Source organism: Pararhodobacter aggregans (genome assembly GCF_003075525.1).
Taxonomy (GTDB): Bacteria; Pseudomonadota; Alphaproteobacteria; order Rhodobacterales; family Rhodobacteraceae; genus Pararhodobacter; species Pararhodobacter aggregans.
The window spans coordinates 175,219-196,307 of sequence record NZ_QDDR01000011.1; the positions used below are offsets into that span (position 1 = coordinate 175,219).

The window sequence follows — 21,089 nt, forward strand, 5'->3', positions numbered from 1 at the left end:
CGGCGGCGCGGCAGCTCAATTGTCGAGCCGGATCTGCACCGTCTTCACCGTCTGATATTCCTGCAAGCCCTGACGCCCGAATTCGCGCCCGATCCCGCTGTCCTTGACGCCCCCGTGCGGCATGTCGTCGATACCCGCCGAATTATAGCAGTTCACGAACATCTTGCCTGTCCTGACGCTCCGGGCAACGCGCAACGCCGTGTCGATCGAGCGCGACCAGACCCCCCCGGCAAGACCGTAGGCGCTGTCATTGGCCAGGGCTACGGCCTCGGCCTCGTCGCTGAAGGGGATGACCGACAACACCGGGCCAAAGATTTCCTCCTGCGCAAGGCGCGAGGCATTGCTCAGGCCGGCAAAGATCGTCGGCGCCATGAAATACCCCTCGCCTGTCGGCCCGCCGCACAGTCGGCGCCCCTCGGTGTCGCCCAGTTCGACGTAGCGCGACACGCGCGCGAACTGCTCGTCGTTCACCAGGGGGCCCATCGTTGTGGCCGCGTCCGCCGGGTTGCCCAGAACCTGCCGTCCTGCGGCCTGCGCCAGCGCCTCGACAAACTGGTCGTGGATCGAGCGCTGGACCAGCAAGCGGCTTCCGGCCGAGCATTGCTGACCGCTGTTGAAACAGAACGCGCTGATCGCGGTGGTCACAGCGGCCTCGAACGGCGCATCGGCAAAGACAATATTGGCCGATTTGCCCCCCAGTTCGAGTGCCACATGCTTGTTGTTGCCCGACGCCGCCCGCATCACCGCGCGGCCTGTCGTCGTCGAGCCGGTAAAGGCCACCTTGTCGACCAGATCGGACCCGGCCAGCACCTGCCCGACGGTGCCGCCCCGCTCCAGATCCGAGGTGACGAGGTTGAACACGCCCTCAGGCAACCCCGCTTCGGCCAGCACCTCGGCCAGCACGGCGACGGGGCCGGGGCACAGGTGCGACGGCTTGATGACCACGGTGCAGCCCGCCGCCAGTGCCGGTGCAATCTTGCACACCGGGTTGAGCATCGGGAAATTCCACGGCGTGATGAAGGCGCAGACCCCGACGGGTTCGGGCAGGATCAGCCCCATCGCCTGCGGAACGCGGCCAGCGATTGCCGCTCCCTCATCCGCCAAAGCCAGGCCTGCATAATAGTCAAAGGTCCGGGCGGCCGCACCGGCCTCGCCCCGGGCCAGTGAAACCGGTTTGCCGGATTCGGCGACCATCCGGGCGGCAAAATCCTCGATCCGGGCGCGGATGGCGTCTGCCACCCGGCGCAACAGATCGTGCCGTTCGCGGGCCGAGGACCGCGGCCAGGGTCCGGTGTCGAAGGCCCCGCGCGCGGCGCGGATCGCCGCGTCGGCGTCCGCGGCCGTGGCATTGGCGAAGCTGGCGGCTATGCTTCCATCATAGGGGTTGGTTCGATCGAACCGCCGGCCTTCCCGGGCCCCGGTCCATGCCGAGCCGATGAACAGCTCGTAGGCGGGCCCCTGAGCGCGAATGGATGCCGCGTTGATGGTCATGTCCTTCTCCCGACTTCTGCGCGACCCTTGAAGATCGCTTGTCCTGCGTCTCAGTATCGCTACAGTAATGTCCGAACATTTGCAATCGGGAAACAGAAAAATGTCTGACCGGCCACCCTTCCCCATTCGCCTGACCGACCACGACCATATTCTGCGGCTGGCTCAGGACCTGATCGCCTGGGACGATCCGGCCGCACAGGCTCGGGCCAAGGCCTTCTTTCTGCCCGAAAAGGCACAGCATACGCTGCTGGAATCGGTGTTCGCACCGTTGCGGGATCTGTGCCGGCCGACAGTCTCGGCCCCCGGCACGCCCGCCGCCGAGGCGCGCGTCCTGCTCTCGCGCCGGGGCGCGGTCGACCGGGCCGCGCTGACCGAATCAGGCAAGGTTGCTCTGGTGCAACGGATCGGCGAGCGACCGAAAGGTCTGGACATTAGCGCCTGCAAAGCGCACGGGGTGGCGGTATCGCTGCTGCCCCGCCGCAGCCTCACGCATGTCGCCGATCACGCGATGCTGCTGATCCTGGCGCTTTCGCGACGGGTTGAGGCGATGCAGGCCGGGCTTCGCGACTATCGTGGCACGCCGGGCGAGGCCGGCGCGGTCAGCTACAACTGGCCAGGGGTCGAGGGCATGCGCGCGCTGGCCGGCCAGACGCTTGGCATCGTCGGCATGGGCGAAATCGGCTGGTTGCTCGCCCGGCGCGCCGAGGCTTTCGGGATGCACATCGTCTGGACCGCGCGCTCTGCGCAAGCGGGCGATGGGCTGCCGCAGACCTGGCAGCGCAGGCATTTTCCCGACCTGCTGGCGCAAGCCGACGTCGTCACCCTGCATGTCCCCCCGACGGGGTTGAGCGGCCCGCTGATCGGCCACGCGGAACTGGCGCTGATGAAACCCGGCGCCCTGCTGATCAACACCGCGCGCGGCGCGCTGATCGATGAACAGGCGCTGCTCGCGGCGCTTCAGTCGGGGCTTTTGGCGGGAGCGGGTCTGGACGTTCACGCCCGCGAACCCGTCATTGCTGCCGATCCCTTGCGGGCGCTGCCCAATGTGCTGGCCACGCCGCATGTCGCCGGCGGCTCGCGGCTCGAAGTGCTGCAGGAGATGCGGGCGATCTGCGACAATCTCGTCGATACGCTGAACGGCCAGCCGCCGCGCCACGGGAGGGTTCCGGCATGAGGCGCCCCGCCCTCGCCCCCTTGTTGCGCCCGGGTGACATGCTGATGTGGTCGCAAGGTGCGGCGGAACCCGTTGACCTGATACGCGAAGCGCTGGCGGCCTTGCCCGACCTCGGCGACCTTGCCGTGTTTCTGGCCGGTGGGTACGCGCGGCTGATCGGCCCCGACGCCGATCCGCGCCTGCGCATTCACGGTATGGGCGCGGTCGGGTCAAACCGTGCCCTTTGCGCAGCAGGCCGCATGCAGGTTCACCCGGTCAACCTGTCGCAACTCCCGTTCCTGCTTGAGCACGGGATCGTGCCGGTCTCGGTGGTGCTGCTGCAGACCGGCCCCGCCGGACCCGCAGGCCAGACCTCGCCCGGCGGGGTGCAGCCCTTCGCGCGCTACGCCCTGCCCCGGGCGCGGGTTGCCATGGCCGAGATCAACGCGGCGGCACCCCGCACCCGAACGCGACACCCCCTCGATCTTGCGCGATTCGACGGCGTTGTCGAAACTGAACGCCCGCTGATCGAGGTGCCGCAACCCGAACCCGGTGCTCTCGACCGACAGATCGCGCAGCACGCCGCGGCGCTGATCCGCGATGGCGACATCTTGCAGATCGGGATCGGCACCCTGCCCACGGCGATCCTGCACGCCTTGCACGGTCATCGCCATCTTGGCCTGCACAGCGGGGTGATCGGTGACGCGGTGATGCCCCTGATCGACTCGGGCGTGATCGACAACAGTCTGAAGACGCGCGACCCCGGCCTGACCGTGACAGGCGCTCTGGCTGGCAGCGCGGCGCTCTATCAATTCGCCGATGACAATCCGGCACTGCTGCTCGAACCCGTCCATTACACGCATGCCCCGGAAACTCTGGCCCGGCTGCGCAATTTCGTGGCTGTCAATTCGGCCATCGAGGTGGATCTCACCGGGCAGGCAGCCTCCGAGATCGCCGGCAGGCGCTATCTCGGCACCATCGGCGGGCAGGTCGATTTCGTGCGCGGGGCGCTGGCGTCAGAGGGGGGGCGCTCGCTGATCTGTCTGCCCAGCCGGACAGCGAAAGGGCACGCACGCATCGTGGCCGGCCTGTCCTCGGGCATCGTCACCCTGCCGCGCGCCGAAGCGGATATCGTGGTCACGGAATGGGGTCACGCGACGCTGAGAGGGCTGAGTGTGCAGGAACGGGCGCGACGGATGATCGCCATCGCCCACCCTGATGACCGCGACGGGCTTGAGCGCGCGGCCAGAGAGCTGCCCGGATAGGGGCTCAGGACGGGTTTTCGTGCAGGAAGTCAACCTCTTGCCGATAGCGGTCAGGCCGGGCGCTGACGCTGGTATGCAAGATGGCCGCGCCTTGCGCGTCGAAATAGGTGCGCTTGAGGATCAGCACCGGATCGCCCACCGCCATCCCCAGCTGGCGCGCGGCGATCGCTCCCGCCGCAGCTGCCGTCGCGACCTGCCGCACCCGGACTGACCGCACCCGGCCATATTTCTCGACCAGCTGGATCAGGGGCTCGGTGCCCAGCAGAGCCTCGGGAATGTTGCGGGTCATCTCGGGGCGGGTGAAGACATCGGCCAGCGCATAGGGAATCCCCTCGGCCAGCAACAGGCGCATGATGTAGAACAACTGCGCCTCACGCGGCAGGCCAAAGACCTGCGCGGCCTCGGCGTGCTCGGCCAGCCCGACATTCTGCGCCACCAGCGTCAGGTAATCCTCGGGGGCGAATTCGCCGATCAGGTTTCCCAGCACCCCCACCGCCCAGACGCCGCCGCGCGCCCGGTCGGTGATGCGGGTGCCGGAACCGGCGCGACGCTCGATCAATCCCTCGGCGACGAGGTGCTGCAACGCCGAGCGCATGGTGTGGCGGCTGCAATCGAACTCCTGCATCAGCAGAATTTCGGGCGGCAGTTCTTCAGCGTCGTAAAAGCCCTGCGCGATGCGCCGGCGCAGCTCGTCGCTGATCTTCAGATGCAGAGGGGGAACTCGGGTCAAAGGGCTCTCGTATGGCGGGTGCCATTTGTTCTAACATTTCCCACGCAGAGATCAACCTATCCCGCCGCGCGCCATCCGGGCACCGGCCACCCGGCGGTCAGACCGCCATCGACGACAAAGTCCTGTCCTGAAACGTAGGCGGCAGCGTCCGAGGCAAGGAAAGTCACCATCGAGGCAACCTCGTCCGGTTGCCCGGCGCGTCCAAGCGGGACCTGCGCGGCGAGATCGTCGAGATAGGGCTGGTCGCGGTTCATGGAAGTGACGACCAGGCCCGGGCATACGGTGTTCACCCTGATCCCAAGCGGCGCCAGCTCCATCGCGGCGGAGCGGCTCAATCCCCGGACCGCCCATTTCGAGGCTGCGTAGACCGAAAAGCTGTGGCCGCCCAGCCCGGCAATCGACGCGATGTTCACGATGGATCCGCCACCAGAGCGGGCCATTGATCCAGCGACCGCGCGCATGCCCAGCATGACCCCGTAAACGTTCACGGCGAAGAGGTGCTGACAGCGATCAAGGTCGCAGTCCAGAAGGCCCCGGCGTTCGGTCGTCCCGGCGCAATTGACCAGAATTTGCGGCGCCGAGGCGGCAGCGACGGCGTCCCAATCGGCGGATCGGGTCACATCGAGCGGGTGAAAACGGACCTCGAGGCCGCTCAGGCGCAGGTTTCGGGCAATCTGAGCCCCGGCCGGGTCGTTGAGATCGGCGATCGTCACCCGCGCCCCTGCCCTCGCCAATCCGGCGGCGATGGCCTGACCGAGCCCTCCGGCGCCGCCCGTGACCAGTGCCTGGCGGCCCGCCAGGCTGGTCGGCAAGTCCTTGGTGATTGGCCCGGACACTACACATCCTCATCCAGATGAATGACGATTTTGCCAAACTGCCCGCGCCCGGCGCCATATCGCAACGCCTCGGAAATCGCGTCAGGCCCGAAGCGACGGTCGATAACCGGCTCGATCCGCAAGGCCGAGAGCGCCTTGTTCATCGCCTCGAAATCGGCGCGGCTGCCCACAGCGATCCGCCGATATGTCGCGCCCATCGCCAGCATCAGGATCGCCGGATCAACCTTCGGCGCATCAACCGGCCTGCCGATCAGGTTGATCTGGGCGCCAATCGCGGCGGCCCGGATGGATTGCTCAAGCGTCCCGGCCTCGCCAATCTCGATGATATGGTCGGCACCCTGCCCCGCTGTGGCGCGCTTCACCGCGTCGCCCCAGTCGGGTGTTTGCCGGTAGTCGATGACCGTTTCGGCCCCCATCGCCCGCAGACGCTCGGCTTTTGCGGGGGACGAACTGGTGGCAATGACCCGTGCGCCAGCGGCGCGGGCGAATTGCAGGGCAAAGAGCGAAACGCCGCCGGTTCCCTGCACAAGCACCACCTCTCCGGGCAGCACAGGACGCGCGCCGGTCAAGACCTGCCACCCGGTCAACCCCGCACAGGGCAGGCAGGCCGCCTGTCCCCAGTCGAGATGTGCCGGGGCCGCGACCACCGCGTCCTCGCGCAGGATCACCACCTCCTGCAGCATCCCGTCCACCGTCGACCCCGGTATGACCGAGCGCGCGCCATCCGAGATCGGACCGGCCTGCCAGCGCGGGAAGAAGGTCGTAACGACCCGGTCGCCCGTCGTCCAGGCTGACACGGCCGGACCGACCTCCAGCACCTCGCCCGCGCCGTCAGACAGCGGGACCAGCCCCGACCGGCCGCCGGGGAAGGTTCCGGCAATGACCTTGAGGTCGAGATAGTTCAGCGACACAGCCCGCATGCGGACCGCAATCTCGCCCGGCCCCGGGCGCGGAATCGCGACGTCGGCCAGCGTGATTCCGTCCGGTCTGCCGCTTCCATCAGTTCTGTAGCTCTTCATGTCTTCCTGCCGGGGCTGTGATTTGTTGCCGTGATGCTCGGACAGAAAATAGCGCTTGTCAATTTAAATGTCCGTACATTATGGTGGCGACAAGAGGGAGAATCCACATGAGTGTCGAGATCATTGGCTGGGGCCACACCCGGTTCGGGCGCAGCGCATTGACGCTGGAAGCGCTGATTGTCGAGGCGGTAACGCAAGCCCTGGCGCATGCCGAAACGCCGGCGGAAGAGATCGACGAAATCGTGCTGGGCCATTTCAACGCCGGCTTCTCGGCGCAGGATTTCACCGCGGCATTGGTGTTGCAGGCCGACCCTGCCCTGCGTTTCCGGCCCGCGACGCGGGTCGAGAACGCCTGCGCGTCGGGCTCCGCGGCGGTTCATGCGGGCGTCCGTGCGATAGAGGCCGGACAGGCCGGCAAGGTGCTGGTGGTGGGGGCCGAACGGATGAGCGGCGTCACCGGCCCCGAGGTCGGACAAAACCTGCTGCGCGCCGCCTATCTTGAAGAGGAGAGCGGGGTCGCGGGTGGCTTTGCCGGGCTGTTCGGCCGGGTCGCCGCGCAATATTTCGCCCGCCATGGCGACCAGTCCGACGCCCTGGCCGCGATTGCGGCCAAGAACCATCGCAACGGGGCCGACAACCCGCTGGCGCATCTGCAAAAGGATCTGGGGCTGGCGTTCTGCCGTGCCGTCACCCCCGAAAACCCCCTCGTCGCCGGCCCGCTCCGCCGCACCGATTGCTCACCGGTCTCTGACGGCGCGGCGGCCCTCGTGCTCAGCCTTGGCTCGGCGCATGACGCGCCCCGCGCGGTTCGGGTGGCCGGTACCGCGCATGTTCAGGATTTCCTGCCCGTCAGCTGGCGCGACCCGTTGCTGATGGAGGGCTGCACCGAGGCGTGGCACCGCGCCCTCAAGCATGCGGGCTGGAGCATGGACACGCTGTCCTTCGTCGAAACGCATGATTGTTTCACCATCGCGGAACTGCTGCAGTACGAAGCCATGGGCCTCGCGCCACATGGCCACGGCGCCGATGTGGTGGCCAGCGGTCTGACCGAACGCGACGGACGCCTGCCGGTCAACCGCTCGGGCGGGCTGAAAGCCAAGGGCCACCCGATCGGCGCGACCGGCGTCTCGATGCACGTCATGGCCGCAATGCAACTCACCGGCGAAGCCCCCGATGCCATGCAGCTCGGCCGGGCCGACCGGGCGGGCATCTTCAACATGGGCGGGCTGGGCGTGGCGAATTACGTCACATTGCTGGAAGCCGGACGCTAGGAGGCGGCCATGAACATCGCCGACTGGCTCCATCGGACCGCCGCCCGATCCCCCGATCACCCGGCCCTTTTCAGCGGCACCCGGCCCTGCGCGACCTATGCAGGGTTCGCGCAACAGGCCGCAGGCCTTGCCGCAGCCCTGCAACGACACGGCGTTCAGCCCGGCGATCCCGTCGCCCTCTACATGCGCAACCAGCCTGAATACCTGATCGGCCTTTTCGCCATCTGGTGGCACGGCGCGGTTGCGGTGCCGGTCAATGCCAAACTCCACCCGCAGGAGGCAGCCTGGATTGTCACGCATTCCGGCAGTCGGCTGGTGCTGTCGGATACCGACCACGCCGGGCCGCTTGCCGAGACCCGGGTCGGCGTGCCGATCCTGACCGATCCCGGCGCCGCGCCCGGGGATGCCCTGGCCCGTCCCGCACCGCGTTCTCAGGATGATCTGGCGTGGATCTTCTACACCTCGGGAACCACGGGCCGGCCCAAGGGCGCAATGCTGAGCCATGGCAACCTTGCCGCCATGTCGCTGGCCTATCTGGCCGATGTCGACGATGTGCAACCCGCCGACTGCATGCTCTACGCCGCGCCGCTGTCGCATGGAGCCGGGCTCTATAGTCTGGTGCATGTGCTGCGCGGTGCGCGGCATTGCTTCCCTGAATCCGGCGGCTTCGACGGGGTCGAGGTGCTGGCCCTCGCCCGCGCTCTCGAGCGCGTGTCGCTGTTCGCCGCCCCCACCATGGTTCGCCGCATGACGGACGCCGCGCGGGACGAAGCGGCCGACGGACAGGGTCTGAAGACGGTTATCTATGGCGGCGGCCCGATGTATCAGGCCGATCTGGCACGGGCGATGGCGCAGTTCGGGCCGCGGTTCGTGCAGATCTATGGTCAGGGTGAATCGCCCATGACGATAACCGTCCTCGACCGGGCAGACCACGGAACCGCCGCCCTCCCCGGTCCGCATATCGCCAGCGTGGGCCGCCCCCATTCGACCATCGACCTGCGCGTCACCAACGATGGCCGCGAGGTCCCGCCCGGCACGCCCGGAGAGGTCGAATTGCGCGGCCCGACCGTCATGCGGGGCTATCTCAACGACCCGGACGCAACGGCCCGCAGCCTGAAGGATGGGTGGCTCTCCACCGGCGACATCGGCAGCCTTGACGCTCAGGGATACCTGACGCTGACCGACCGTTCGAAGGACGTGATCATCTCCGGCGGCTCGAATGTCTACCCGCGCGAGGTCGAGGAAATCCTGCTCAGGCATCCGCAGGTGCGCGAGGCTTCGGTGATCGGCGTGCCTGACCCGGAATGGGGCGAAATCGTCGTCGCCGTTCTGGCCGCCGGGGACTGCGCTGACCTCGAGGAGGAGCTGGACGCGCTGTGTCGCGACAGCATCGCCCGGTTCAAGCGACCCAAACGATATCTGCGTCTCACCGAGTTGCCCAAGAACAGCTACGGAAAAATCCTGAAGACCGAGCTGCGCCGTCTGCTCGCGTAACGCCCCCAAAACGCACGGTCCGCCCGAGGCTGCGCCGCAAAATGTCCGTATAATTCAAGGAGCCGACAATGGACTATTCTGACATCCTTTACGATGTGCGCGACCGCACCGCGACCATCACCGTCAACCGTCCCCACCGCCTGAACGCCGCGACGCGTCGCACGTATTACGAGATGACCGATGCCATCCGCCGGGCGGGCTGGGACCGCGACATCGGCGTGATCGTGCTGACCGGCGCGGGCACGCGCGCCTTCGGTATCGGCGGCGACAAGGACGAAAAGAAAGCCGACCGGGTCGACAACGGCATCGGCGTTCTGGGCAACGGGGTCGAGGAATTGCAGACCGCGATCCGCGACGTTCCCAAGCCGGTGATTGCCAAGGTCCGCGGCTATGCTGTCGGCTCGGGCAACGTGCTGGTAACGCTCTGCGATCTGGCAATTGCCGCTGAAAACGCCGAGTTCGGCCAAGTGGGCCCGAAAATGGGCTCGGTTGATCCCGGCTTTGGCACTGCCTTTCTGGCCCGCACCGTTGGCGAAAAACGCGCGCGGGAAATCTGGTATCTGTGCCGCCGCTACAAGGCGCACGAGGCTTTGGCGATGGGGCTTGTCAACGCGGTGGTGCCCGATGACAAGCTGGACGAGGAAGTCGACAGCTGGTGCCGCGAGATCAACGAGCGCAGCCCCACCGCTATCGCCATCGCCAAACGCTCGTTCAACGCCGACAGCGAGAATATTCGAGGCATCGGTCAGCTCGCGTTCTCGGCCCTCGCCCTCTACTTCGGCACCGACGAGGCCAAGGAAGGCGGCAACGCCCTGCGCGAGAAACGCAAGCCCGATTTCGTCGGCTCGATGTACCGCGGCCGCTGACCCTCGTTTGCCCGCCAAAATGTCCGGATATTTCTCATGACACAGCCCAAACAGCCTTTCCTCCCCCTGGCCGGTCTCACCGTTCTGGAACTGCCCGGCAGGGTCGAGCTGGCGGTCTGCGGCGGCCTCCTCGCCTCGCTGGGGGCGACGGTGCATGTCATCGAGGGAACGCCACGGCACCCTGCCCGTTACCGCACCGGCAAGCAGACGGTTCATCCGCGCCAGGCCGATGACATAGCCCTGCGCGCCGACGTGATCCTTGCCTCGCCGGATGTGTGCCTGTTCCCGGTGCGCAGCCGCGAGGACACGATCCGGTGCGAGATCACGGCTTACGGCAACAGCGGGCCGCTGGCGGGTCGCCCGGACAGCGAGGCGTTGGTGCAGGCGCGGGCCGGGATCGCCGACACGACGGGACGACCGGAGGGCGCGCCCTGCCTGACAGGCGCGCCCTTCGTCGGGATGGAAACGGCGCTCTACGCGGCCTCGGCCATCCTCGCCGCCCTGCGCCACCGGGACGCGACAGGCCAAGGCCAGCGCATCGACATGGCGCTTTACGATGTGGCAGTCAACGCGCTGCTCACCTTCCTGCCCCTCGCCTTTATCGGGGCCGAGGCGCGGCGCGCGGGCAACCGGCACCCCACGCTGGCGCCCTGGAATGCCTACCGCGCCGCCGATGGCTGGGTCCTGATCTGCGCCCCCACCGATGACCAGTGGCGGCGTCTGTGCGGGGTCATGGGCCGCCCGGACATGGCCCTTGACCCCGCCTATGACACCACCACCGCCCGGTTTCGCAATGTGGCGGCGCTGGACGCGGCAATCAACGCCTGGACGGGGGCGCATCCGGTCGCCGATGTCGTTGCTCGCGTCGGCGCGGCGGCCATCCCTTGCGGCGCAATCCACGCCCTGACGGACCTGGCCGGTGACGCGAACCTTCTCCACCGCCGCTCGCTGGTGCCAGACGAGGATGGCAAGTTTCTGGTCCGCAATCCAATCCGCGCCATCGGCTACGACGTTCCGCCCGTTGAGGGCAGCTCCACCCCGCCCTTGCCGAAACCCGCGCGCCCGCGCGCCATGGCTGACATCCGGGTGCTCGAGATCGGCATGAACACCGTCGCTCCCCTCGCCTGTCGGCATCTCGGCGCGCTGGGTGCCGAGGTTATCAAGGTCGAGCCACCGACGGGCGATTCAAACCGGGTCAACATGCCGTTGCGCGACAGCGACGGGCAGTCCTATGTCTTCGCGCTGTCGAACACGGACAAGCATGGCATCGTTCTGGACCTGCGCGCGCCGGACGACGCGGCCATCCTTTGGCGGCTGGTCGATACCGCCGATGTGGTGATCGAGAACCTCAAGCCGGGCTCTCTTTCCCGGCTGGGTTTCGGCGCCGACGCGATCCGCGCCCGCCGTCCCGGGATCGTGCATTGCTCGGTCAGCGGCTTCGGGCATGACAGCGCCTGGCCCGGACGTCCCGCGCTGGACACGGTGGTTCAGGCCCTGTCGGGCGCGATGGCGGCAACGCCGGTCGACGGCATGCCGACCAAGGCCGGTATCTCGATCGCCGATCAGCTTGGCGGGCAGTTCGGGCTTCTGGGTATCCTCGCGGCCCTCTATTGGCGCGATCGCACCGGCTCGGGCGTCACGCTGGATATCGCGATGCAGGATTGCACCGTCTGGGCGACGCAGAGCGCCTTCGACGCCCTTGAGCCCGGCGCACGGCTGACCACCTGCCTGAACGGCTGGATCGCCGTCGAAGCCCCGGTTGACATGGCCCATCTTTCGCGCGACGCGGCGCTCAAAGCCTGCACGGCACGGGGGCAAGCGGTTGCGCCGGTGCTTTCCGTCGCCGAAGTCCTCGCCGCCCCCCAGACCGCCGCACGCGCGTTGTTGCTGGAGGTTCCGACAGCCGATGGCAGCCACTGGACGGTCCTTGGCTCCCCCCTGAAGCTGAGCGCGACGCCTGCGCGGGTGCGCTCGGCCATGCCGCGTCTGGGCTGGCCTGACCCGCTGGTGACGGCTCTGACCGCGTCGACGCGCGAGGCCCATGATGCGTGACGCCGGGCGCCTCTCTGCCCTGTCAGGCATTGCCGCGGTCGCGGGACTTGGCGAGACGGACTATGCCGCCGATGCCGAGGCCAGCCGGAACGGCCGGGTCTTTGACAGCTACGGGCTTGCAGCGACCGCCTTTCAGCGCGCACTGACCGACGCCGGGCTGAAACGCCGTGACATTGACGGGCTGATCGTCGGCGCTCCCCTGGCGCTGGAACGGACCGGAGAGGTGCTTGGCCTCGACCTCGGGTTCGCGGTGCAGGCGGATGCCGTGAACGCGGTCATGCAGGCCGTCACAGCAATCCACGCGGGTCTGGCCGAGTGCATTGCCCTGGTCTACGGCAACAACCAGCGCAGCGCCGGAACCGCCTATGGCGGCCCGCAGGCGATGGGCGGCGACCGTTTCCTGGCCTATGTGCAATACGCCCCCTGGGGCCTGACCTCGCAGGGCGCCCTCTATGCGATGATGGCCAGCCGCTACATGGCCGAAACCGGCTTCACGGCTTCGGACCTCGGCCAGATCGTCTCGGGCATCCGGGCTTTCGCCCGGCTCAATCCCCAGGCGATCCGGCGCCGCGCCCTGCCGGTGGCCGAGTATCTCGCCAGCCCCTATGTCTGCGAACCCCTGCGGCGCGACGATTACTGCCTTATCAATGACGGCGGCGTCGCCCTGATCGTGACCACAGCGGAACGGGCGCGCAGACTGGCGCAGCCGCTGGTGACCATCGCGGGGTTCGGCCGCCACGACCTCAACCGCGACGCAACCAGCCTGCGCCCCCGTCTGGTGCAACGCTATCACCCCGCCCATGCCGAGGCCGCTGCCGGGCTGGCGGAGATGTCGGGCACCGGCCCCGAGGACATCGGCGCCGTGCAGATCTACGACAGCTTTTCGGTGCATATCCCCGTCGCGCTGGAAGGCTTCGGCTTTTGCCCGCTGGGTGAGGCCGCGGGCCTCGTGCGCAGCGGCGCGCTCTCGCCCGGGGGCCGTCTGCCCGTCAACAGCGGCGGGGGCATGCTGGGAGAGAGCTACATGCAGGGCTGGAACCACCAGATCGAGGCCGTTCGCCAGCTGCGCGGCGCCGCCGGGCCGCGGCAGATCGACGGGCTGCGCCACGTGCAATACCTGTCCGACGTCGCCGGCAAGGCCGCCACCCTTCTGTACCGGAGGGGCGCATGACCCCCCAACGCCCCGCGCCGCGCCCCGATCCACTCGAGGCGCAATACTGGGCGCATGTGGCGCAAGGCCGCCTCTGCCTGCAAGCCTGCGACGACTGCGGAACCTTCCGCTACCCGCCATCCCCGGTTTGCCCTGACTGCGAGTCGGCCGCGGCCACCTGGACAGATTTGTCAGGCCGCGGCCAGATCGTCGCCTGGACGATCTTTCATCGCAGCTATTTCCCCGGCCTGCAGGCCCCCTACACCGTCGTCAGCGTCGAGACCGCGGAAGGCCCGCTCCTTGTCGGCAACCTGATCGACAGCGACGGGCCGCCGGTGATCGGATCCCCGGTCGAAGCGGTGATCCAGCCCGCAGATTTCACCGACGGCACCTCCGGCCGCATTTGCCACTGGCGCCGCATCCTCCCCCCCGGTTCCCTGAAAGGAAACACGCCATGAACCAGCCCCTCCACCATCCAGCCGTGCCCTATGGCCGCGACTTCAACGTCACCGATCGCGTGGTCATCGTGACCGGCGGCGGCCAGGGCATCGGGCGCGAATATGCGCGCCAGTTCGCAGCCGGTGGCGCGCATGCCATCATCGCCGAGGCCAATCTCGACCGGGCCCGCGCCGTCGAGGCCGAGATCACCGCCGCCGGAGGCTCGGCACTCGCCGTTCATACCGATGTGGGCGATCCGTCATCCGTCGATGCGATGGTCACCGAGGTCACGCGCGTCCACGGGCGTGTCGATGTGCTGGTCAACAATGCCGGCATCTTTACCAGCCTCAAGATGAAACCTTTCGAAGACATCCCCTTCGACGAATGGGAGCGCGTGCTGCGCGTCAACATCACCGGCTGCTACCTGACCGCGCGCGCCGTCACGCCGTCGATGCGGGCGCAGAACTGGGGGCGGATCATCAACATCACCTCGGGGTCGGTGCCCCTGGGCGTGCGCAACTACCTGCATTACGTGACGTCGAAATCCGCGTTGATCGGCATGACCAACTCGATGGCGCGCGAGCTCGGCGCAGACGGGATCACCGTCAATGCCGTTCAACCGGGCGGCACCTTTACCGAGATCCCGCGCGAAACGATCACCGATGAGGGCAAGGCCCGGTTGATCGCCAGCCAATGCATCCCGCGCGAGGAGGTGCCGATGGATCTCGTCGGTCTGGTCATGTTCCTGTCCAGCCCGGCGGCATCGTTCATCACCGGTCAGACCATCGCTGTCGACGGTGGTTTGACGCACTGGTAACGCATCAAGCCGGGCCATCGAACCTCCGTCTGCCACAATCTTGATGCATGTCAGGAAATCGATTGTCGAGGGCGGCCGCCAGGTCGCCCTCGTTCTGCGGTGAATTCCCCACTCGGCAATCGGATCGGCCGCTGTCCGGACCAAAGACGCTCGCCTTCCCTCTGCGCGCAAGTCCGACATCCTTCAGCAAGTATCTGAATTCGTGTCAGCAGGGGACCGCCCGGCTTCCCCTTGTGCCACGCCTTCTCTGAAGCCATGTCCCGGGCGAGTCCCCTGGCCCGCTTGTCAGGCCCCGGCGCGCACAACATGCCCAAAAACGCCGCGGTGTTTGTTATTTTTCGCGTGTTGTATTTTTTATTGTTCAGGTTCCAGACTCATTGATCCTCAAAGCCAGAATATGACGGTAGCGGCGAGGGCGACTGCGGACAGGAAGGTCTTGGCGCATCTGTCGTAGCGGGTCGCGATGCGGCGCCAGTCTTTAAGCCTGCCGAACATGATCTCGATCCGGTTGCGCCGCTTGTATCGGCGCTTGTCGTAGCGGACAGCCTTGCCACGCGACTTCCGGCCCGGGATGCAGGGGCGTATCCCCTTGTCTTTCAAGGCTTCCCGGAACCAGTCGGCATCATAACCCCGGTCCGGGATCATCCACTCGGCAGCAGGCAGACTGCTCAGCAGGGCTGCGGCTCCGGTATAGTCGCTGACCTGCCCTGCGGTCATGAAGAACGTCAGGGGCCGTCCCTTGGCGTCTGTGACGGCATGCAACTTGGTGTTCGGCCCGCCCTTCGTTCTACCAATCAGGCGCCCGCGCTGATCGCCGGGTCCCCCTTTTTCGTCCGCAGGCTTGAAGCCGTGCGGTGCGCCTTGAGATACGTCGCATCGATCATGATGGTCTTCTGCTCGGTGCCTTCGGAGGCCAGTCCCTCCATCATCCTGGCGAAGACTCCCCTGTCACCCCATCGCTTCCAGCGGTTGTAGAGGGTCTTCGGAGGACCATACTCACGCGGGGCATCACACCACCTCAACCCATTGCGATTAATAAAGATTATGCCGCTCAACACGCGCCGATCGTCGACGCGCGGCTTGCCATGGCTCTTCGGAAAGAACGGCTTCAGCCGCTCCATCTGCGCGTCGGTCAGCCAGAAAAGGTTGCTCATCATCACCCCCGTCAGTTCGGGAGCTTGAATCACGCAGGCCGGGCGGCCTCAAGCCGATTAATGGGTCCTGACCCTAAGGTAAGGATGCTTTGTTCCCACCTTGCCAGGATCGACAAGGGAAGCAATTGGTCGGAAGAGTGTGGCCGGGCGCTGATGATCTACCAGAACAGAAACGGGGAGCGCGTTCTGGAATACGCCTTGGTCATAAATGTCCTGAGGATTCGCAAGACGGATCACTTCGAACTGCCAACGGATCGTTTGCTCCCCCTCGGACCAGAGGCGGCCGAGGTTGCGCAGGTCTGCGCGCAGGCCGCACGCCTCGGCGTCCAGATCGACGCCGCCGATGCCGTCGCGAAGGGCGTGAAGCCCGAGGCCCTGAGCGCCAACGTGCTGGCCGATCTCGCCGCACGCAGTGACGCGGCGGGCATCGTCGCCACGGCCCCGGCACCCGGGTCCAAGGAAAGCGCCATCGTCGCGGCCGCCAAGAAATCCGCCGCCGCCTCGCGCTGATAATTACGGCCGCGCTGGGCGCACCCCATCCCCAACATCCTGGAGACTGAACCATGCCCGTCCTGACGGAACCGCCCAGCATGGGCGATGTCCTCAAATATGAGGTCAACCCGAACTACACCCGCGAGGTGGTGACGCTGCTCGCGGGCACAACCTATCCCGTCGGCGCCGTCCTCGGCCGCATCACCGCCATCGGCAAATACAAGCTGGCGACCAGTGGCGGCACCGATGGCGCGCAGACTGCCTCGGCCGTTCTCCTCTATGCCGTCGATGCAACCCTCGCAGACGCTACCGGAATCGTCGTGGCCCGCGGCCCGGCCATCGTCTCGCGCGCAGGCCTAGCCTACGACGCCACCGTCGATGACGGGGCCAAGATCACCACCAAGATTGGCCAGCTGGCCGCCGCAGGCATCATCGCCCGCGACGGCGTCTGATCCCCCTCATTCCCCCGGAGCATCCCATGACCCTCGTCCGCAATCCCTTTGACGCTGGCGGCTATTCGCTGGCCGAGATGACGCAGGCCATCAACATCCTGCCCAACCTCTACACCCGCCTCGCCCAGATCGGCCTCTTCCGTTTCGAAGGCGTCAGCCAGCGCTCGGTCATCATCGAACAGTACGAAGGCGTCCTGAGCCTTCTGCCCTCCGTTCCCCTCGGCGGCCCCGCCACCGTCGGCACCCGCGAAGGCCGGTCGATGCGCAGCTTCGCCCTCCCTTGGATCCCGCACGACGACGTGATCCTCCCCGCCGACATCCAAGGACAACCCGGCCTCGGCGCCTTCGACGCCGCCGATCCCCTCGTCGAGATGATGAACCGCAAGCTGCTGCTGATGCGGCGCAAGCATGCCCAGACCCGCGAATACATGGAGATGAACGCGCTGCGCGGGATCGTGAAGGACGGCGAGGGCACCACCCTCTACAACTACTTCACCGAATTCGGCCTGGCGCAAATCTCCGTCGACTTCGTCCTGGGCACGGCTGGCACGAACGTGCAGGGCAATCCACCCGCGGTGGTCGCATCACCCCCGGAGAATGGGAACGCCGCACGGGGCTGCGGCTGCGGTTCATCTATCGGCGCCGGGGGCCAAGCCTGCTGGTGGCCGAGGGGCGGTTGAACAGCAAGGGGCGCGCGGTGGCATCGCGGTCGAAATCCGGCCGCGGGCTGACCACGGTACCGATCTTCCTGCTGGTGCCACAGGTCAAGCTGCGCAAGCGGCTCGATCTGGCGATGCTGAGCGGGCCATCGACGCCGTGCCGGCGCGGATCGTGGCGGGGTGGAAGTAGCAAGTAGCCATTGGCCCCTATCCCATGTCCTTGCTAAGGGTAATGAAATTAAGGTGGGGGCGGTCATGAACACAAAGAGCAGCAGAACATCGCGCCTTGAGATTTGGCGAGATATCGTATCGGCCAAAAGAGAGCCCGAGCTCGACGAAGTTACGGCTGGTCGCGACGCAGAAAAGGCATTGAGGTCACTGGTTACAGACCACCTTTCATGGAAGGCCGCGAGCATCTTCCACTCGAAGAGAGTACCGCGTGACACGCGCGCTCAGTCCCGAGGTCGTTACGAGATCGACTTGGTCGTCATCTCCCCGAACCAAATCAGCGCAATAGAAATCAAGAATTGGTCTGGTCGGCTACGTATTGACGGCGACAGATGGGTCCAGGAGCGGCGCAACGGCGGTGAGATCGCCCACGAAAACCCACTATCCAAGAATAAGGAAAAACTCGACTGCCTCTGCGCCGTGCTGGAATCTCGAAACATCCGAGTGCCTCCAGCTCGAGTTTGCCGCGTCATATTCTGGAACAAGAATATAACCGTCCCCATCGAAGTCGCTAAGCGCGACGAAATCGTGATGCATCACGAACTTGATCGCTTCCTAACGACCCAAAAGGCAACTGGCTTTGCGGAACGGTTCCTTATTTCCGTACTTGAGCTTTGCCTCGACCAAGAGGCTAGTATGATCGCCACGGATGGATTTTTTAAAGCTATCCCCTCTAGGGACTACAGTGCGGCTGTTGAAACGATCACCTCGCTTGAAACATTTGACAAGATTGAGCTCTTGGGTGGGCGGGTCATATCCGGAGACCTCCTAGAGATTAGGGTCGGCCAAGACCGGCTTCCCTTGAAAACCATGCCGAGTGGCTCGGAAGTCAAGGTAGTCTGCAATCGCAGCAAGGTCATTCTCTTCTTGTTAGCCATTCTCGGATCTGCTCCGATGATTAGCTTGAGCCATCCGTTCAGCACAATTTCTATAAGTCCACGAGACAAGGTCTTGTTCCATCAAGCCGGTGAACCGAAGCCGGAAGAAATCGAATTCGGCCGAATTTCTCGATTGGTGAGAGGCTAATCGTCTGGACTATGCCCACAACTCGCGAACTCGTCCTCGCCGCGCTGCATGCGCGGCTGCAGCCACTTGCCGCCCTCTCCTTGCGTGACGAAGTGCTGCCCGAACGGGTCCCGCCTGCCGGGCTGATCATCCTGCGCGACGGTCAGCCCGGGGAGCCGGAGGTGACCCTGTCGCCCCTGCGGTATCACTACCAGCATCGGGCGGAGCTCGAGGTCGTCGTCCAAGCGGGCACCGGTCGGGCCAGCGCCTTTGGCGATCTGATCGCCGCCATCGGCGCAGCGCTGGAAACCGACCGGACGCTGGGCGGCCTCTGCGACTGGGTCGAGCCCGAGGCCCCGGCCTCGGTCGATCTGCCCGTCGAGGGTGCCGCGGCGCTGAAGGCGGCGGTGATCTCTGTCGTCCTGCACTATACAACGACCGGCCCTCTGGCCTGAATTCCCCCAAATAGGAGACCTCCATGGCACGCGCACACGGCGCGCGGGCGCAGATGGCGCTTGCGTTTGAGACAGTTTACGGCACCCCGCCCGCCAGCGGCTATCGGCTGATGCCCTTCGCCCGGACCACGCTGGGCGCGGAACGGCCGCTGCTGAATTCAGAACTGCTGGGCTACGGCCGCGATCCTTTGGCGCCGATCAAGGACGCCGTCACCGCCGATGGTGAGGTGGTGGTGCCGATCGATGTGGAGGCCTTTGGCTTCTGGCTGAAGGCCGCCTTCGGTTCCCCCACCACGACCGGGACCACGCCCAAGACCCTCACCTTCCAGTCAGGGAACTGGACACTGCCCTCGATGGCCATCGAGGTGGCTATGGCCGCCGAAGTGCAGAACCTGTTCTTCTGCTATGTCATCACGCGAGAGCCGACGCGGGATTTCGAGCGCAACTTTGCAAAGTGGGCAACGGAGCTGCGGTCCATCAAGTCGGACGAGGAGCTTGATGCGTTCATCGTCGCACGCTTCGACAGGGCGAAGGCAGACCTGGCGAATCGTTTCGATGACTCCATGGGGCGTCTCGCTCTGCGCAGCTTGCAGCTGTATCGGTTCCAGTACGTGCTGGCCAAGTTTACCCAGCAGGTGGATCTCCTGGCATATGGTGAGACCGAAGGTACGAGGTGGCTTGGGAACTATGTCAGCGACGGGTACGAGGTCGAGCATATCTTCCCGCAAACGCCGAATGCAGAGGCCGCCGCGGAATTCGGTCCCGTCAGCGATCCGGAGGAGGTGCAACGGCTGGGTAACCTCGTCCTTGTCGAAAAATCCATAAACACCTCGCTCGGGAACCGCCCGTACAGCGAAAAGAGGCCGGTGCATCAGCAGTCCAAGCTGCTGTTGACACGGGCACTGAGCGAACTGCCAAAGGTCGGTGCGAACACTCGCATTGACCGGGCGGTCGCCTCGATCGAGCCGTACTCCACTTGGAATGAAGGGGCCGTTCATCAGCGTCAGCGTTCACTCGTTACGCTCGCTCGCGCTGTCTGAGGCCTTCCGGAACAGGCTGCTTCAACCGGTTGAGAGCCGCAGCGCGGCGATTTTGACAGCGTAGCCGATCTCACTTGCGGAGATTAGGAATACCAATCTCCGCAGGTGATGCGGAGATTGGTTACGTGGCGCGCCTTGCCCGAGTGTTCATTATTGTTTATCTTGAAGACAAGCAGACAGAGGCCACCATGTCCCAGAGCACAACGATGACTGTCCGCATCAGCGGCGCGCTGAGCGAGTTCGTGGCCTCGAACGTGGGCGAGAATGGGTCGTACGAGAACATCAGCGAATACGTCCGCGACCTGATCCGGCGCGACAAGGAGCGGGCCGAGCGGGAGGCATTTGATCGTCTTAAGGCTGAACTGACGCGCGCCTTCGCGGCTCCGGAGGAAAGCTATCGCCCGTTGACCGCGGCCGAGGTGATCGCCCGGAACCGGGGCTGACGACGTGGCCATTCGCGTCCAAGAGGCCGCATCGCTGCGACTTGACGATATCTACAGGTACACGCGCGACCGCTGGGACGCCGAGCAGGTGGATCGATACATCACCGGCCTCTTCGCGGCGTTCGACCGGATCGAAAGCCACGGCATCGCGTTACACCTCATCCCGGCCGAGTTCGGGGTGGAGGGCTTCTACTGCCGGCACGCACATCATTTCGTGTACTGGCGGCGTCTGTCGAACGGGGACGTCGGCATCGTCACGATCCTTCACGAGCGGATGCATCAGATGGACCGGTTTCGGGAGGATCTTCCGAAGTGACGGATGGCACCGGCGACGACGATCCGGATCGTCGATGGGGGGCTCGTAAAACGTTGATCAGGCGTTGACAAGAATTTGGAGTCACAAAAGCCGAGCGTTATGCTCGGCCTTGAAGCCGTTGATTTACTGGACAATTTTGGTTGCGGGGGCAGGATTTGAACCTGCGACCTTCAGGTTATGAGCCTGACGAGCTACCGGGCTGCTCCACCCCGCGCCAGGGTTGTCGGTTCGGAGGTTTTGAGTATCGAAGGTAGAGAGAGATT

General features: G+C 65.7%; 21 protein-coding genes, 1 tRNA gene and 2 pseudogenes. 18 read left to right on the forward strand and 6 right to left on the reverse strand.

Annotated features, from left to right (window positions below):
* Positions 1 to 15 precede the first annotated feature (15 nt).
* Entirely contained in the window at positions 16 to 1,491 is a 1,476-nt protein-coding gene (locus tag DDE23_RS19390) for an aldehyde dehydrogenase family protein (protein WP_157958084.1), read from the reverse strand.
* Positions 1,492 to 1,591: 100 nt separating this feature from the next.
* Here DDE23_RS19390 and DDE23_RS19395 point away from each other — a divergent pair, with 100 nt between their 5' ends.
* The gene (locus DDE23_RS19395; protein WP_157958085.1) at positions 1,592 to 2,665 is read left to right on the forward strand and encodes a 2-hydroxyacid dehydrogenase; all 1,074 of its coding nucleotides are present in this window, start codon (positions 1,592 to 1,594) and stop codon (positions 2,663 to 2,665) included.
* Positions 2,662 to 3,909 carry an acetyl-CoA hydrolase/transferase family protein gene (locus tag DDE23_RS19400; RefSeq protein ID WP_107754677.1) on the forward strand — a complete coding sequence of 416 codons (1,248 nt, stop codon included), beginning with the start codon at positions 2,662 to 2,664 and terminating at the stop codon, positions 3,907 to 3,909. Before DDE23_RS19395 ends, DDE23_RS19400 begins: the two co-directional genes overlap by 4 nt.
* 4 nt (positions 3,910 to 3,913) lie before the next feature.
* Here the strand turns inward: DDE23_RS19400 and DDE23_RS19405 are convergent, their stop codons facing one another.
* Genes DDE23_RS19405 through DDE23_RS25765 form a run of 3 tightly spaced genes read right to left on the reverse strand, consistent with a single transcriptional unit; the run spans position 3,914 to position 6,494 of the window.
* A complete protein-coding gene (locus tag DDE23_RS19405) occupies positions 3,914 to 4,639 on the reverse strand; it encodes a GntR family transcriptional regulator (RefSeq protein WP_107754678.1) in 726 nt (241 codons plus the stop codon).
* Positions 4,640 to 4,695: 56 nt separating this feature from the next.
* Entirely contained in the window at positions 4,696 to 5,475 is a 780-nt protein-coding gene (locus tag DDE23_RS19410; protein ID WP_202863290.1) for an SDR family NAD(P)-dependent oxidoreductase, read from the reverse strand.
* Positions 5,475 to 6,494, reverse strand: a complete 1,020-nt coding sequence (locus tag DDE23_RS25765) for a zinc-dependent alcohol dehydrogenase family protein (RefSeq protein WP_107754679.1) — start codon at positions 6,492 to 6,494, stop codon at positions 5,475 to 5,477. The genes DDE23_RS19410 and DDE23_RS25765 overlap by 1 nt, the downstream gene beginning before the upstream one ends.
* A gap of 107 nt (positions 6,495 to 6,601) precedes the next feature.
* On the opposite strand from DDE23_RS25765, the gene DDE23_RS19420 reads away from it, so the two are divergent.
* From DDE23_RS19420 to DDE23_RS19450, 7 genes are all read left to right on the forward strand, one after another.
* Entirely contained in the window at positions 6,602 to 7,765 is a 1,164-nt protein-coding gene (locus DDE23_RS19420) for an acetyl-CoA acetyltransferase (protein ID WP_107754680.1), read from the forward strand.
* 9 nt (positions 7,766 to 7,774) lie between these two features.
* Positions 7,775 to 9,259 carry an AMP-binding protein gene (locus DDE23_RS19425; protein ID WP_107754681.1) on the forward strand — a complete coding sequence of 495 codons (1,485 nt, stop codon included), beginning with the start codon at positions 7,775 to 7,777 and terminating at the stop codon, positions 9,257 to 9,259.
* 68 nt (positions 9,260 to 9,327) lie between these two features.
* Positions 9,328 to 10,125 (forward strand): enoyl-CoA hydratase-related protein, encoded by a 798-nt coding sequence (locus tag DDE23_RS19430; protein WP_107754682.1) that lies wholly within the window; start codon positions 9,328 to 9,330, stop codon positions 10,123 to 10,125.
* 36 nt (positions 10,126 to 10,161) lie between these two features.
* A complete protein-coding gene (locus DDE23_RS19435) occupies positions 10,162 to 12,177 on the forward strand; it encodes a CaiB/BaiF CoA transferase family protein (protein WP_107754683.1) in 2,016 nt (671 codons plus the stop codon).
* Positions 12,170 to 13,348, forward strand: a complete 1,179-nt coding sequence (locus tag DDE23_RS19440) for a thiolase family protein (RefSeq protein WP_107754684.1) — start codon at positions 12,170 to 12,172, stop codon at positions 13,346 to 13,348. Before DDE23_RS19435 ends, DDE23_RS19440 begins: the two co-directional genes overlap by 8 nt.
* Positions 13,345 to 13,785: a Zn-ribbon domain-containing OB-fold protein gene (locus DDE23_RS19445; protein ID WP_107754685.1), complete on the forward strand. Its 441-nt coding sequence runs from the start codon at positions 13,345 to 13,347 to the stop codon at positions 13,783 to 13,785. The genes DDE23_RS19440 and DDE23_RS19445 overlap by 4 nt, the downstream gene beginning before the upstream one ends.
* Positions 13,782 to 14,582, forward strand: coding sequence for an SDR family NAD(P)-dependent oxidoreductase (locus DDE23_RS19450; protein WP_107754686.1), 801 nt, complete (start codon positions 13,782 to 13,784; stop codon positions 14,580 to 14,582). Before DDE23_RS19445 ends, DDE23_RS19450 begins: the two co-directional genes overlap by 4 nt.
* A gap of 384 nt (positions 14,583 to 14,966) precedes the next feature.
* Here DDE23_RS19450 and DDE23_RS19455 read toward each other — a convergent pair.
* Positions 14,967 to 15,736 (reverse strand): IS5 family transposase gene (locus tag DDE23_RS19455; protein WP_420330174.1). Its coding sequence is split into 2 segments (ribosomal slippage): positions 14,967 to 15,415 and positions 15,415 to 15,736, totalling 771 coding nucleotides; the frame shifts between segments, so codons are not numbered across the junction.
* Positions 15,737 to 15,889: 153 nt separating this feature from the next.
* On the opposite strand from DDE23_RS19455, the gene DDE23_RS19460 reads away from it, so the two are divergent.
* From DDE23_RS19460 to DDE23_RS19500, 9 genes and pseudogenes are all read left to right on the forward strand, one after another.
* Positions 15,890 to 16,246: a hypothetical protein gene (locus DDE23_RS19460; RefSeq protein ID WP_238150060.1), complete on the forward strand. Its 357-nt coding sequence runs from the start codon at positions 15,890 to 15,892 to the stop codon at positions 16,244 to 16,246.
* A 53-nt stretch (positions 16,247 to 16,299) separates the two neighbouring features.
* Positions 16,300 to 16,680, forward strand: coding sequence for a head decoration protein (locus DDE23_RS19465; RefSeq protein ID WP_107754687.1), 381 nt, complete (start codon positions 16,300 to 16,302; stop codon positions 16,678 to 16,680).
* 26 nt (positions 16,681 to 16,706) lie between these two features.
* Positions 16,707 to 17,279 (forward strand): annotated as a pseudogene (locus DDE23_RS19470) (major capsid protein); the annotation flags it as partial.
* A pseudogene (locus DDE23_RS25635) lies at positions 17,237 to 17,529 on the forward strand (DUF6441 family protein); the annotation flags it as partial. The pseudogenes DDE23_RS19470 and DDE23_RS25635, both read left to right, overlap by 43 nt.
* A 65-nt stretch (positions 17,530 to 17,594) precedes the next feature.
* Positions 17,595 to 18,593: a nuclease-related domain-containing protein gene (locus DDE23_RS19480; protein WP_133239595.1), complete on the forward strand. Its 999-nt coding sequence runs from the start codon at positions 17,595 to 17,597 to the stop codon at positions 18,591 to 18,593.
* 11 nt (positions 18,594 to 18,604) lie between these two features.
* Positions 18,605 to 19,027: an acyl-CoA transferase gene (locus DDE23_RS19485; RefSeq protein ID WP_107754689.1), complete on the forward strand. Its 423-nt coding sequence runs from the start codon at positions 18,605 to 18,607 to the stop codon at positions 19,025 to 19,027.
* 23 nt (positions 19,028 to 19,050) lie between these two features.
* Positions 19,051 to 20,067 (forward strand): phage tail tube protein, encoded by a 1,017-nt coding sequence (locus DDE23_RS19490; RefSeq protein WP_202863291.1) that lies wholly within the window; start codon positions 19,051 to 19,053, stop codon positions 20,065 to 20,067.
* A 188-nt stretch (positions 20,068 to 20,255) separates the two neighbouring features.
* Positions 20,256 to 20,510 (forward strand): ribbon-helix-helix domain-containing protein, encoded by a 255-nt coding sequence (locus DDE23_RS19495; protein WP_107754701.1) that lies wholly within the window; start codon positions 20,256 to 20,258, stop codon positions 20,508 to 20,510.
* Between the two features lie 4 nt (positions 20,511 to 20,514).
* Entirely contained in the window at positions 20,515 to 20,826 is a 312-nt protein-coding gene (locus DDE23_RS19500; RefSeq protein ID WP_107754690.1) for a type II toxin-antitoxin system RelE/ParE family toxin, read from the forward strand.
* A gap of 137 nt (positions 20,827 to 20,963) precedes the next feature.
* Here the strand turns inward: DDE23_RS19500 and DDE23_RS19505 are convergent.
* Positions 20,964 to 21,040 (reverse strand) — tRNA-Met (locus DDE23_RS19505).
* Between the last annotated feature and the right edge of the window lie 49 nt (positions 21,041 to 21,089).

Coding starts and splice junctions, on each gene's coding strand:
- DDE23_RS19390 (WP_157958084.1), bottom strand. CDS start 1,491: ATGACCATCAACGCGGCATCCATTCGCGCTCAGGGGCCCGCCTACGAG.
- DDE23_RS19395 (WP_157958085.1), top strand. CDS start 1,592: ATGTCTGACCGGCCACCCTTCCCCATTCGCCTGACCGACCACGACCAT.
- DDE23_RS19400 (WP_107754677.1), top strand. CDS start 2,662: ATGAGGCGCCCCGCCCTCGCCCCCTTGTTGCGCCCGGGTGACATGCTG.
- DDE23_RS25765 (WP_107754679.1), bottom strand. CDS start 6,494: ATGAAGAGCTACAGAACTGATGGAAGCGGCAGACCGGACGGAATCACG.
- DDE23_RS19420 (WP_107754680.1), top strand. CDS start 6,602: ATGAGTGTCGAGATCATTGGCTGGGGCCACACCCGGTTCGGGCGCAGC.
- DDE23_RS19425 (WP_107754681.1), top strand. CDS start 7,775: ATGAACATCGCCGACTGGCTCCATCGGACCGCCGCCCGATCCCCCGAT.
- DDE23_RS19430 (WP_107754682.1), top strand. CDS start 9,328: ATGGACTATTCTGACATCCTTTACGATGTGCGCGACCGCACCGCGACC.
- DDE23_RS19435 (WP_107754683.1), top strand. CDS start 10,162: ATGACACAGCCCAAACAGCCTTTCCTCCCCCTGGCCGGTCTCACCGTT.
- DDE23_RS19440 (WP_107754684.1), top strand. CDS start 12,170: ATGCGTGACGCCGGGCGCCTCTCTGCCCTGTCAGGCATTGCCGCGGTC.
- DDE23_RS19445 (WP_107754685.1), top strand. CDS start 13,345: ATGACCCCCCAACGCCCCGCGCCGCGCCCCGATCCACTCGAGGCGCAA.
- DDE23_RS19450 (WP_107754686.1), top strand. CDS start 13,782: ATGAACCAGCCCCTCCACCATCCAGCCGTGCCCTATGGCCGCGACTTC.
- DDE23_RS19460 (WP_238150060.1), top strand. CDS start 15,890: ATGATCTACCAGAACAGAAACGGGGAGCGCGTTCTGGAATACGCCTTG.
- DDE23_RS19465 (WP_107754687.1), top strand. CDS start 16,300: ATGCCCGTCCTGACGGAACCGCCCAGCATGGGCGATGTCCTCAAATAT.
- DDE23_RS19480 (WP_133239595.1), top strand. CDS start 17,595: ATGAACACAAAGAGCAGCAGAACATCGCGCCTTGAGATTTGGCGAGAT.
- DDE23_RS19485 (WP_107754689.1), top strand. CDS start 18,605: ATGCCCACAACTCGCGAACTCGTCCTCGCCGCGCTGCATGCGCGGCTG.
- DDE23_RS19490 (WP_202863291.1), top strand. CDS start 19,051: ATGGCACGCGCACACGGCGCGCGGGCGCAGATGGCGCTTGCGTTTGAG.
- DDE23_RS19495 (WP_107754701.1), top strand. CDS start 20,256: ATGTCCCAGAGCACAACGATGACTGTCCGCATCAGCGGCGCGCTGAGC.